Genomic DNA, 12,871 nt, shown 5'->3' on the forward strand with positions numbered 1-12,871 from the left:
TAGGAGGATGAAAAGTATGGCAATCACTGCACAAATGGTAAAAGAATTACGTGAAAAAACTGGCGCAGGTATGATGGACTGCAAAAAAGCTTTAACAGAAACTAACGGCGACATGGAGAAGGCAATTGACTTCTTACGTGAAAAAGGTATCGCGAAAGCTGCTAAAAAAGCAGACCGCATCGCTGCTGAAGGTTTAACTTTCATCGAAACAAACGGTAACGACGGTTTAATCTTAGAATTAAACTCTGAAACTGATTTCGTTGCGAAAAACGAAGGTTTCCAAACATTAATTAAAGAATTAGCTGCTCACCTATTAGCTAAGAAGCCTGCTAACGTTGAAGAAGCTATGGCTCAAACAATGGAAAACGGTAAAAAAGTTGAAGAGCACATCAACGAAGCAATCGCTAAAATTGGTGAAAAGCTTACACTTCGTCGTTTCGAAATCGTATCAAAAACTGATGCAGATGCATTCGGTGCTTACCTACACATGGGTGGACGCATTGGTGTTCTAACAGTTCTTGAAGGTTCTACTGATGAAGCGGCTGCTAAAGACGTAGCAATGCACATCGCTGCAGTTAACCCAAAATACATCGATCGTGATGCTGTAACAGCTGAAGAAGTTGAGCATGAGCGTCAAGTATTAACACAACAAGCATTAAACGAAGGCAAGCCTGAAAAAATCGTTGCAAAAATGGTTGAAGGCCGTCTAGGCAAATTCTTCGAAGAGATTTGCTTACTTGACCAAGCATTCGTTAAAAACCCTGATATGAAAGTTCGTCAATTCGTTGAGTCTAAAGGCGCAACATTAAAAGGATTCGTTCGCTACGCTGTTGGTGAAGGTATCGAAAAACGCGAAGACAACTTTGCTGAAGAAGTAATGAACCAAGTAAAAGGTAGTAACTAATACAGATTAGGGAACACATTGTGTTCCCTTTTTTAAAATAAAGATGTAAGCAATTGGAGGTTCATTATGAGTAAACCGAAATATAATCGTGTCGTTTTAAAGCTGAGTGGAGAAGCTTTAGCTGGCGAGCAAGGATTTGGAATCAACCCAGCTGTTATTAAGTCAGTTGCGGAACAAGTGAAAGAAATTGCAGAACTAGATGTAGAGGTTGCTGTTGTTGTTGGCGGCGGTAACATTTGGCGTGGAAAAATTGGAAGTGAGATGGGCATGGATCGTGCAGGAGCGGATTACATGGGCATGTTAGCGACAGTTATGAATTCATTAGCTCTTCAAGATAGCTTGGAGAACATCGGAATTCAAACTCGCGTACAAACTTCAATTGAAATGCGTCAAGTGGCAGAGCCTTACATTCGTCGTAAAGCAGTTCGTCACTTAGAGAAAAAACGTGTTGTTATCTTTGCAGCAGGTACTGGTAACCCATACTTCTCTACAGATACAACGGCAGCATTACGTGCAGCGGAAATTGAAGCTGACGTAATTTTAATGGCGAAAAACAATGTGGATGGCGTATATAATGCAGATCCATCTATTGACCCAACAGCTACGAAATACGAAACACTTACTTACTTAGATGTATTAAAAGAAGGTTTAGGTGTAATGGATTCTACAGCTTCTTCTCTATGTATGGATAATGATATTCCATTAATTGTATTCTCAGTTATGGAAAAAGGGAATATTAAACGTGCCGTGTTAGGCGAAAATATCGGAACAGTTGTAAGGGGGAAATAAATATGGGACAACAAGTATTGAAGTCTGCAAATGAAAAAATGGAAAAAGCGGTTGCTGCTTATTCACGCGAATTAGCAACAGTTCGCGCTGGTCGTGCAAACGCGTCTGTATTAGATAAAGTACAAGTTGATTACTATGGTGCACCAACACCAGTTGTGCAATTAGCGAACATTACAGTTCCAGAAGCACGTTTACTTGTAATTCAACCGTATGATAAAACTTCTATCGGTGATATCGAAAAAGCAATTTTAAAAGCAGATTTAGGCTTAAACCCTTCTAATGATGGAACTGTAATTCGTATTGCATTCCCTGCATTAACAGAAGAGCGTCGTCGTGATCTTGTAAAAGTTGTGAAAAAATATGCTGAAGAAGCAAAAGTTGCTGTTCGTAACGTACGTCGTGACGGTAACGATGATCTTAAGAAGCTTGAAAAAGCTGGCGAGATTACAGAAGACGATTTAAGAGGATATACTGAAGATATCCAAAAAGAAACAGATAAATATATTGCAAAAGTTGACGAAATCGCAAAAAACAAAGAAAAAGAAATCATGGAAGTGTAATAGCGATACTTTCGCAAATATGACCCTCTTCTTAAGGGGGTCTTTTTACACTTTTAGGCATACGTCTGCTTGTTGGAGGGTATGAATGATGTTTAAAAACTTTCCTTTTTTTAAAGGTAAAAAGGACACATCGTTTGATCATCTCGTTGAAGAAGTGAAAAAAGGATACATCCCAGAACATATTGCCATTATTATGGATGGTAATGGAAGGTGGGCAAAGAGGAGAGCGATGCCTCGTATTGCGGGACATCATGAAGGCATGCAAGTTGTAAAGAAAATCACAAAATTTGCAAGCAAACTTAATGTGAAAGTATTAACTCTTTATGCTTTTTCAACTGAGAACTGGAAAAGACCAAAAAAGGAAGTTGATTATTTAATGAAGCTTCCAGAAGAATTTTTAGGTACATTTTTACCAGAATTGATTGAAGAGAACGTACAAGTCCGTGTAATAGGGCAACAAGATCGTCTTCCTACGCATACACGCAGAGCGATGGAGAAGGCCATGGAAGAGACGAAAGAGAATACGGGATTAATTCTGAATTTCGCGTTAAACTATGGAAGTCGAGATGAAATCGTTTCTGCTGTGCAACATATGATGAAAGATAGTGAGGAAGGAAAAGTTCGTGTTGAAGATGTAAGCGAAGAAATGCTTTCTTCCTACCTAATGACGAGTTCTTTACCTGACCCAGAATTGTTAATCCGTACGAGCGGAGAGCTACGTATTAGTAATTTCATGTTATGGCAAATTGCATATTCGGAATTTTGGTTTACAGATGTGTATTGGCCAGATTTTACCGAGGAACATTTGCTAAATGCGATTACAGACTTTCAGCATAGAGGGCGCAGATTCGGAGGCGTGTAGAAAGAGAGGGTTTGGTAGTGAAACAGAGAATTATTACTGGAGTGGTTGCTGCCGCGCTATTCATTCCCATCGTAATTTACGGTGGCGTGCCTTTTACGGTTTTAGTGTATGCACTTGCTTCTATAGGTTTATATGAATTAATTCGTATGAATAAGCTTACGCTTATTTCAGTACCAACAGTTTTAGCTGCAGTATTATTATGGATTATTTTAATTCCAAGTAGTGCATCAGAACTGTTTACTTGGATTGGATTAGGTAAATTAGAAATCACATTTGTGATTGTTCTATTACTTTTATCATATACAGTCCTTTCTAAGAATACATTTACTTTTGATAATGCTTCATTTTTACTAATGGCGACAACATATGTTGCAATGGGATTCTTATATTTGAATGAAACGAGAATTTTAGGAATTAAATATGTGTTTTGCGCATTATTTGTTATATGGGCTACTGATTCAGGTGCATATTTCGTAGGAAAAGCATTAGGAAAAAGAAAATTATGGCCAGAAATTAGTCCAAATAAAACGATTGAAGGTTCATTAGGCGGCATCGTTTGTGGAATTATTGTGGCGCTTGTTTACAACATGTTCTTCCCAGTGGAATCGAATGTAGTAATTTTAATTGTGCTGACAATTATCATTTCTATTTTTGGACAAATTGGTGATTTAGTACAATCTGCATTTAAACGTCATTATGGCGTAAAAGATTCAGGTACAATTTTACCTGGACATGGTGGTATATTAGATCGAACAGATAGTTGGTTATTCGTTTTACCAATTCTCTACTTCTTATTACAATACAATTAATAAATGAACGAGGGGTTGGAGTCATGAAAAACATTAGTTTATTAGGTGCAAGCGGATCAATTGGTACACAAACTTTAGATGTATTACGCTCGCACCCAGACCAATTCCGTCTCGTTGCTTTTTCTGTAGGGAAAAATATTGACTACGCAGTAAAGGTCATTCAAGAATTTTCTCCGCAAATTGTCTCTGTGCAAAGAGAGGAAGATGTTTTAAAATTACAAGCTGTCTCTGGTAATACAAAAATTGTATATGGTAGTGAAGGACTTTTAGAAGTAGCATTACATCCAGATGCGGAGATGGTAGTAAATGCTGTTGTAGGTAGCGTAGGGTTGTTACCGACACTTCGTGCAATTGAGGCGAAAAAAACAATTGGAATTGCAAACAAAGAAACGTTAGTAACTGCAGGGCATCTTGTAATGGAAGCAGCGCGAAAACATAATGTTTCGTTACTTCCAGTAGACAGTGAACATTCAGCTATTTTTCAATGCTTGAATGGTGAAAATGAAAAAAGAATTTCTCGACTAATTATAACGGCTTCTGGTGGAAGTTTCCGTGATAAAACAAGAGATGAATTGCATCATGTGACCGTAGAAGATGCGCTTCGACATCCAAACTGGTCAATGGGTTCGAAAATTACAATTGATTCTGCTACAATGATGAATAAGGGGCTAGAAGTAATTGAAGCACATTGGCTTTTCGGTATCCCTTATGAGCAAATCGATGTTGTTTTACATAAAGAAAGTATTATTCATTCTATGGTTGAATTTGAAGATCGTAGTGTGATGGCACAGCTTGGCTCACCTGATATGCGAGTGCCAATTCAATACGCACTTACATATCCTGATCGATTGCCTCTTTCAGACACAAAGCAGTTAAATTTATGGGAAATGGGTACATTGCATTTTGAGAAAATGAATCAAGAACGTTTCCGTTGCTTGCGCTTTGCGTATGAAGCTGGAAAAACAGGTGGAAGTATGCCAGCTGTAATGAATGCAGCGAATGAAGTAGCTGTTGAAGCTTTTTTACAAAAGAGAATTGGTTTCTTAACAGTGGAAGACCTCATTGAAAAAGCAATGAACCATCACAATGTCATTGCACGTCCAAGCTTAGAGGAAATTCTGGAAATTGATGCAGCCACAAGACGGTTTGTGATGGAACAAATTTAGCAAAGGTGGTATGGAATTGAATACAGCGATTGCCTTTATATTAATTTTCGGTGCACTTGTATTTTTCCATGAGCTAGGGCATCTATATTTCGCAAAACGAGCAGGTATTTTATGCCGTGAGTTTGCGATTGGTTTTGGTCCGAAAATATTCTCATTTGAAAAGAATGAAACGGTGTATACGATTCGATTACTGCCCCTTGGCGGCTATGTAAGAATGGCTGGCGAGGATGCAGATACAGTTGAGTTAAAGCCAGGGAAAAAGGTTGGCCTTGTATTAAACGAAAAAGACGAAGTTGTAAAATTAGTTTTTGATGGATATGAAAAGTATCCAAATGTTCGCGTTATTGAAGTCGAACAATCTGATTTAGAGCATAATTTAACAATTTCGGGTTATGAAGAGTACGAGGAAGAGCTTCAAACATTCCGAGTGAATGAGAAGGCTCGTATTATTACTGCCGGTGAAGAAATTCAAATTGCTCCGTATAATAGACAGTTTGGCTCTAAGAAATTAGGTCAACGTGCTTTAACGATCTTTGCGGGTCCTGCAATGAACTTCATTTTAGCATTTGTTATTTTTGTGATTCTTGGATTTGTACAAGGTGTTCCTGTTGACAAACCAATGGTCGGAAAAGTGATGGAGAATAGTGCAGCAGAGCAAGCTGGATTAAAAGAAAATGATACAATTCAAGCTATTGATGGGAAAAACACAAGTACATGGAAAGATGTTGTTACCATTGTACGTGAAAACCCGAATAAAGAACTTACGTTACAAGTAAAGCGTGATAGTGAACAGTTTAATGTGAAAGTAACGCCAACGCTTGATAAAGAAGGTAAAGAAGAAATTGGTAGAATTGGTGTTTACACTCCAGTAGAGAAAACAGTAATGGGTTCGATTAAATCAGGTTTTGAACAAACATATTATTGGACGAAACTAATTTTTGAATCTCTTGTGAAATTAGTAACGGGTCAATTCTCTATTAATGAGTTGTCAGGTCCAGTAGGAATTTATAATCTTACAGATCAAGTGGTAGATTATGGATTTACGCGTGTATTAAATTTAGCAGCCGTTTTAAGTATTAACCTTGGTTTATTTAATTTACTACCAGTTCCTGCTTTAGACGGTGGACGTTTGTTCTTCTTCTTAATTGAGGCATTGCGTGGGAAACCAATTGATCGCCAAAAAGAAGGAATGGTTCACTTTATTGGTTTTGCATTATTAATGTTACTTATGTTAGTTGTAACTTGGAATGACATTCGTAAGTTTTTCTTGTAAAATAAAGTGAAACTTATAATGAAATAGAGCTCGTAGAATAAAATCCCTCACCTAACTCGAGGTGAGGGGTTTTCCTGCGTGTAAGAGTAAAATGAAGAGGTGCGAATAAATGAAACAAAGTATGGTATTCAGTCCTACATTACGTGAAGTTCCAGCTGATGCGGAGATTAAGAGTCATCAGTTATTACTTCGTGCAGGTTTTATGCGTCAAAATGCTTCTGGTATTTATAGTTTTCTACCATTTGGATTAAAAGTACTACACAAAGTAGAACGTATCGTTCGAGAAGAAATGGAGCGCGCAGGTGCTGTAGAATTATTAATGCCAGCGATGCAAGCTGCAGAATTATGGCAAGAGTCAGGTCGTTGGTATTCTTACGGATCTGAATTAATGCGTATGAAAGATCGTAACGCTCGTGAATTTGCATTAGGAGCGACACATGAAGAAGTAATTACGGATCTTGTACGTGATGAAGTGAAATCGTATAAAAAATTACCGTTAACATTATATCAAATTCAAACAAAATTCCGTGATGAACAAAGACCTCGTTTCGGTTTATTACGTGGAAGAGAGTTTCTAATGAAAGATGCATACTCTTTCCATGCTACGCAAGAGAGCTTAGATGAAGTGTACGATCGCTTATACAAAGCATACTCTAACATCTTTGCTCGTTGTGGCTTGAATTTCCGTGCGGTTATTGCTGATTCTGGAGCAATGGGTGGAAAAGATACACATGAATTTATGGTATTATCTGATGTTGGTGAAGATACAATTGCATACTCTGATACATCTGATTATGCAGCGAACATCGAAATGGCTCCTGTTGTAGCTACGTATACGAAGAGTGACGAAGCAGAAAAAGAGCTTGAAAAAGTAGCAACACCAGACCAAAAAGCAATTGAAGAAGTATCTGCATTCTTAAACATCGAAGCTGAAAAGTGCATTAAGTCTATGGTATTTAAAGTAGATGAGAAATTAGTAGTGGTACTTGTTCGTGGTGATCATGAAGTAAACGATGTAAAAGTGAAAAATGTATACGGTGCTTCCGTTGTTGAGCTTGCCTCTCATGAAGAAGTAAAAGAATTATTAAATTGTGAAGTTGGTTCATTAGGTCCAATTGGTGTAACAGGTGATATCGAAATTATTGCTGATCACGCTGTAGCATCAATTGTCAACGGATGTTCAGGAGCGAACGAAGAAGGATTCCATTATGTAAATGTAAATCCAGAACGTGACTTTAAAGTAAGTCAATATACGGATTTACGATTCATTCAAGAAGGAGACCAATCTCCAGACGGAAACGGAACAATTCTTTTCGCACGCGGAATTGAAGTTGGTCATGTATTTAAATTAGGAACTCGTTATAGTGAAGCAATGAACGCAACATTCCTAGATGAAAACGGAAAAACACAACCACTTATTATGGGTTGTTACGGCATTGGTGTGTCTCGTACAGTGGCAGCAATTGCAGAGCAGTTTAATGATGAGAACGGTTTAGTTTGGCCAAAAGCTGTTGCACCGTTCCATGTGCATGTAATTCCAGTGAATATGAAGTCTGATGCACAACGTGAAATGGGTGAAAACATCTACAACTCATTACAAGAGCAAGGATATGAAGTATTACTAGATGATCGTGCAGAACGTGCAGGTGTTAAATTTGCTGATGCTGATTTATTCGGCCTTCCAGTTCGCGTGACAGTTGGTAAAAAAGCAGACGAAGGTATTGTAGAAGTGAAAGTACGTGCTACAGGTGAGTCTGAAGAAGTAAAAGTAGAAGAACTTCAAACATATATTGCTAATATTTTAAAATAGGAAGAGGTACCTCGTAATGAGGTACCTTCTCTTTCTTTGTAAACGTATTTTGTAAAAGAAGAAGGGAGAAATCTTTCTTTGTAGTACGTTTCAATTTATAATAGCAAATGGAAGGAGAGTGCTTATGTCTTTAACAAATGAACAAAAAGAGCGATTTCAAATTTTGCTCCAGCAGTTGCAAATACCAGACGACCTTATAAATCAATATTTACAAGGCGGTGGTATTGAAAGGCTCGTTATCGATAAAGCGAATAAAAGTTGGCATTTTAATTTACAAGTGCCACGTATTTTGCCTACAGAATTATATGAATTGCTAGAAACAAAGCTTAAGCAATCATTTTCTCATATTGCAAGAACAACATTTGCATTAGAAACAGAGAACAAACAATTTACTGAAGAAGAAGTGAGGGCGTATTGGCCACTTTGTACGGAACGAATTACATTTTCACCTATGTTTGCTTATTTAAAGAAGCAGCTTCCGCAGGTCAATGGAGTGAAGTTACTTATAAATGTGAATAATGAGCTGGAATCTACTGCTTTAAAGAAAAACGTTGCGAAACCAGTAGGGGATCAATACGAGGCTTTTGGATTCCCGCGTTTCCAGTTAGACACACATATACAGCAAAATACAGAAGAAATGCAAAAGTTTCGTGAGCAAACGCAGCAAGAAGACCGCGAGCGTGTTATACAAGCTATGGAAGAAATGGCGAAGAAGCAAGCTGAAGAAAGCAGCGTTGTGCATGAAGGGCCGATCACACTCGGGTATCTTATTAAGCCAGATGAAGAGATTACACCAATGCGAGAAATTCAAGATGAAGAAAGAAGAAAAACAGTTCAAGGATATGTCTTCCATGTGGAAACGAAAGAGCTTCGTAGTGGACGTACGTTATTAACTTTAAAAATAACGGATTATACAGATTCGATTATGATCAAAATGTTCTCACGTGATAAAGAAGATATTCCAATGCTACAATCCTTGAAAAAAGGAATGTGGGTGAAGGCTCGTGGTTCTGTTCAAAATGATACATTTGTTCGAGATTTAGTAATGATTGCAAATGATATTAATGAAATAACAGGACCGTCTCGTAAAGATAAAGCACCAGAAGGCGAAAAACGAGTAGAGCTCCATCTTCACACGCCAATGAGTCAAATGGATGCTGTTACTCCAGTTTCTAAGCTTGTTGCTCAAGCTGGTAAATGGGGGCATGAGGCTATTGCCATTACAGACCATGCTGTTGCACAGTCATTCCCAGAAGCATATTCAGCTGGGAAAAAAGCCGGAATTAAAGTTATATATGGTGTGGAAGCAAACTTAGTGAATGACGGTGTACCAATAGCGTATAACGAAGCGCATCGTTTACTTGCAGAGGAAACGTATGTTGTTTTCGACGTTGAGACGACAGGTTTATCAGCTGTATATGATACAGTTATTGAGTTAGCTGCTGTAAAAGTAAAAGGCGGCGAAATTATTGACCGCTTTGAATCTTTTGCAAATCCGCACCAACCATTATCGGCAACGATCATTGAATTAACAGGTATTACAGATGATATGTTAACCGACGCACCAGAAGTGGACGAAGTGTTTAAAAAGTTTGAAGAATGGATGGGCGACCATACACTTGTTGCTCATAACGCAAGCTTCGATATGGGCTTTATTAACGTAGGATTTAAAAAAGCTGGTTTAGAAAAAACAAAAAATCCAGTAATAGATACGTTAGAGCTTGCACGATTCTTATTCCCAGAAATGAAAAATCACCGTTTAAATACGTTGTGTAAAAAGATGGACATTGAATTAACTCAGCATCACCGTGCGATTTATGATACAGAAGCAACGGGATACTTACTAGTGAAAATGTTAAAAGATGTAATTGAAAAAGGTTTTGAATATCACGATCAATTAAACGATAGTATGGGACAAGGGGATGCATATAAGCGCGGGCGTCCAAGTCATATGACATTACTTGCTACATCGGATGTTGGATTGAAAAATTTATATAAACTTGTTTCATATTCTCATTTAAATTACTTTTACCGTGTACCACGAGTACCAAGATCACTATTAAAAAAGTATCGTGAAGGTATTTTAGTAGGAACGGCTTGTGATAAAGGTGAAGTGTTTGAGGCGATGATGCAAAAAGCTCCTGAAGAGGTAGAAGAAATTGCGCAGTTCTACGATTACATTGAAGTAATGCCACCAGAAGTGTTACGTCATTTAGTAGAGCGTGAACTCGTTCGAGATGAGGGACAATTAAAAACAATTATTTCTAACTTAGTAAAACTAGGTGAGACGTTAGATAAACCAGTTGTGGCTACAGGAAACGTGCATTACTTAAATCCAGAAGATGCAATGTATCGTAAAATTTTAGTAAGTTCACAGGGTGGAGCGAATCCGTTAAACCGACATTCATTACCACCTGTACATTTCCGTACAACGGATGAAATGTTAGAGTGTTTCTCATTTTTAGGTGAAGACGTAGCGAAAGAAATAGTCGTAACGAATACACAAAAGATTGCATCATTAATTGGTGATGTTCATCCAGTAAAAGATGATCTATATACACCGAAAATTGAAGGTGCAGATGATGAAACGCGTGATATGAGTTATAAAATGGCGCGTAGCATTTATGGTGAAGAGTTACCTGAAATTGTAGAAGCGCGTTTAGAAAAAGAATTAAAAAGTATCATCGGGCATGGATTCGCCGTAATTTATTTAATTTCACATAAGCTTGTGAAAAAATCGTTAGTAGACGGATATCTAGTAGGTTCGCGTGGATCGGTAGGTTCATCATTCGTTGCAACGATGATGGAAATTACAGAAGTAAATCCATTACCACCACACTATGTATGTCCGAAATGTAAGCAATCAGAATTCTTTAATGATGGTTCTGTAGGTTCTGGTTTTGACTTACCAGATAAAGAATGTCCAACTTGTAATATTCCATATGTAAAAGATGGACATGACATTCCGTTCGAAACGTTCCTTGGATTTAAAGGAGATAAGGTACCCGATATCGATTTGAATTTCTCCGGGGAATACCAACCACGTGCCCATAACTATACGAAAGTACTATTCGGTGAAGATTATGTATATCGTGCAGGAACGATTGGTACAGTTGCGGAAAAAACTGCTTATGGATATGTAAAAGGTTATGCAAATGATCATAACTTAACAATTCGAAATGCAGAAATTGACCGCTTAGTAGCAGGATGTACCGGTGTAAAACGTACAACAGGGCAGCATCCAGGTGGTATTATCGTTGTGCCAGATTATATGGACATTTTTGATTTCTCACCAATACAGTATCCAGCAGATTCAATAGGTGCTGAGTGGAGAACAACACACTTTGACTTCCACTCTATTCATGATAATTTACTGAAGCTTGATATACTAGGACACGATGATCCGACAGTTATTCGTATGTTACAAGATTTAAGTGGTATTGATCCAAAAACAATCCCAACGGACGATCCAGAAGTAATGAAAATTTTCTCAGGGCCAGAATCGTTAGGCGTAACGGAAGAACAAATTAACTGTAAAACAGGTACACTTGGTATACCAGAGTTTGGTACGAAATTCGTAAGACAGATGTTAGAAGAGACGAAACCGACGACGTTCTCAGAGTTAGTCCAAATTTCTGGATTATCACATGGTACGGACGTATGGCTTGGTAATGCAAACGAGTTAATTTATAACGGTACATGTACGCTGAGTGAAGTTATCGGTTGTCGTGATGACATCATGGTATATTTAATCTATCAAGGTTTAGACCCATCATTAGCCTTCAAAATCATGGAGTCAGTACGTAAAGGTAAAGGTGTACCAGAAGAATGGGAAGAGGACATGAAAAGTAATAATGTACCAGGTTGGTATATTGATTCATGTAAGAAGATTAAGTACATGTTCCCGAAAGCCCATGCGGCTGCTTACGTACTTATGGCTGTGCGTATCGCATACTTTAAAGTACATTTCGCGCTTTTATTCTATGCGGCATACTTTACGGTTCGTGCAGATGACTTTGACGTAGAAGCGATGGCAAAAGGTTCAGCATCTATACGTGCAAGAATTGATGAAATTGCGCAAAAAGGTTTAGATGCAGCACCGAAAGAGAAGAGTTTATTGACTGTACTAGAAATGACACTTGAAATGTGTGAGCGTGGATACTCATTCCAAAAGGTGGATTTATATCGCTCACATGCAACAGACTTTATTATTGATGGAGACTCATTAATCCCTCCATTTAATGCGGTGCCTGGTCTTGGTACAAACGCAGCTTTAAGTATTGTGGAAGCACGCAAAAATGGAGAATTCTTATCAAAAGAAGACTTGCAGCAGCGTAGTAAGGTTTCGAAAACAATTATTGAGTATTTAGATAGTCAAGGTTGTTTAGGTGATTTGCCGGATCAAAACCAGTTATCGCTGTTCTGATAGGTAGGAAAAGTCTTTGCAAATCAACATTTGGTATGGTATACTATTAACCGAGATAACCATGTCATGTATATTGTGTGAAAAGAAGAGTGGGGAAACCCACTCTTTCGTGTTACTATCTACATTTTATTGATGTGGAGAGGTAAGAAATTTCTGTCGTATATACATATTTTGTTACAAGTTTTACTTCTTAAATTTGGTAATACTAAGACAGATATTCCCTGCTTAACGGCAGGGGCTTTTGTTAGCTAACGAGAAAGAATAAGATAGAC

Annotated in this window: 9 protein-coding genes; all 9 read left to right on the top strand. The window is 37.9% G+C overall.

From position 1 onward, the window contains the following. Window positions 1-16: 16 nt before the first annotated feature. The 9 genes from tsf to PQF83_RS15925 all read left to right on the top strand — a co-directional run bounded on the left by tsf (window position 17) and on the right by PQF83_RS15925 (window position 12,599). A complete protein-coding gene (gene tsf / locus PQF83_RS15885; protein WP_001018580.1) occupies window positions 17-904 on the top strand; it encodes a translation elongation factor Ts in 888 nt (295 codons plus the stop codon). A 66-nt stretch (window positions 905-970) separates the two neighbouring features. Beyond that, window positions 971-1,693, top strand: a complete 723-nt coding sequence (pyrH, locus tag PQF83_RS15890; RefSeq protein ID WP_000042663.1) for a UMP kinase — start codon at window positions 971-973, stop codon at window positions 1,691-1,693. A 2-nt stretch (window positions 1,694-1,695) separates the two neighbouring features. Next, window positions 1,696-2,253: a ribosome recycling factor gene (gene frr, locus PQF83_RS15895; RefSeq protein ID WP_000531500.1), complete on the top strand. Its 558-nt coding sequence runs from the start codon at window positions 1,696-1,698 to the stop codon at window positions 2,251-2,253. An 85-nt stretch (window positions 2,254-2,338) separates the two neighbouring features. Beyond that, window positions 2,339-3,115: an isoprenyl transferase gene (gene uppS / locus PQF83_RS15900; RefSeq protein WP_000971301.1), complete on the top strand. Its 777-nt coding sequence runs from the start codon at window positions 2,339-2,341 to the stop codon at window positions 3,113-3,115. A 17-nt stretch (window positions 3,116-3,132) separates the two neighbouring features. Continuing rightward, a complete protein-coding gene (gene cdsA / locus PQF83_RS15905; RefSeq protein WP_000813584.1) occupies window positions 3,133-3,924 on the top strand; it encodes a phosphatidate cytidylyltransferase in 792 nt (263 codons plus the stop codon). A 23-nt stretch (window positions 3,925-3,947) separates the two neighbouring features. Then, a complete protein-coding gene (dxr, locus tag PQF83_RS15910) occupies window positions 3,948-5,090 on the top strand; it encodes a 1-deoxy-D-xylulose-5-phosphate reductoisomerase (RefSeq protein ID WP_000790366.1) in 1,143 nt (380 codons plus the stop codon). Between the two features lie 16 nt (window positions 5,091-5,106). Beyond that, a complete protein-coding gene (rseP, locus tag PQF83_RS15915; protein ID WP_001090249.1) occupies window positions 5,107-6,363 on the top strand; it encodes an RIP metalloprotease RseP in 1,257 nt (418 codons plus the stop codon). 109 nt (window positions 6,364-6,472) lie between these two features. Beyond that, complete coding sequence (locus PQF83_RS15920) at window positions 6,473-8,173, top strand: proline--tRNA ligase (protein WP_000814314.1); 1,701 nt, start codon at window positions 6,473-6,475, stop codon at window positions 8,171-8,173. A gap of 124 nt (window positions 8,174-8,297) precedes the next feature. Beyond that, complete coding sequence (locus tag PQF83_RS15925) at window positions 8,298-12,599, top strand: PolC-type DNA polymerase III (RefSeq protein ID WP_000059980.1); 4,302 nt, start codon at window positions 8,298-8,300, stop codon at window positions 12,597-12,599. Window positions 12,600-12,871: the final 272 nt, after the last annotated feature.

Source organism: Bacillus sp. FF-1 (assembly GCF_028548245.1).
In the GTDB taxonomy this organism is placed as follows: Bacteria; Bacillota; Bacilli; order Bacillales; family Bacillaceae_G; genus Bacillus_A; species Bacillus_A paranthracis.

What these genes read in the sequence shown, in the direction of transcription:
- tsf (WP_001018580.1), top strand. Translation starts at nt 17, where the DNA reads ATGGCAATCACTGCACAAATGGTAAAAGAATTACGTGAAAAAACTGGC.
- pyrH (WP_000042663.1), top strand. Translation starts at nt 971, where the DNA reads ATGAGTAAACCGAAATATAATCGTGTCGTTTTAAAGCTGAGTGGAGAA.
- frr (WP_000531500.1), top strand. Translation starts at nt 1,696, where the DNA reads ATGGGACAACAAGTATTGAAGTCTGCAAATGAAAAAATGGAAAAAGCG.
- uppS (WP_000971301.1), top strand. Translation starts at nt 2,339, where the DNA reads ATGATGTTTAAAAACTTTCCTTTTTTTAAAGGTAAAAAGGACACATCG.
- dxr (WP_000790366.1), top strand. Translation starts at nt 3,948, where the DNA reads ATGAAAAACATTAGTTTATTAGGTGCAAGCGGATCAATTGGTACACAA.
- PQF83_RS15920 (WP_000814314.1), top strand. Translation starts at nt 6,473, where the DNA reads ATGAAACAAAGTATGGTATTCAGTCCTACATTACGTGAAGTTCCAGCT.
- PQF83_RS15925 (WP_000059980.1), top strand. Translation starts at nt 8,298, where the DNA reads ATGTCTTTAACAAATGAACAAAAAGAGCGATTTCAAATTTTGCTCCAG.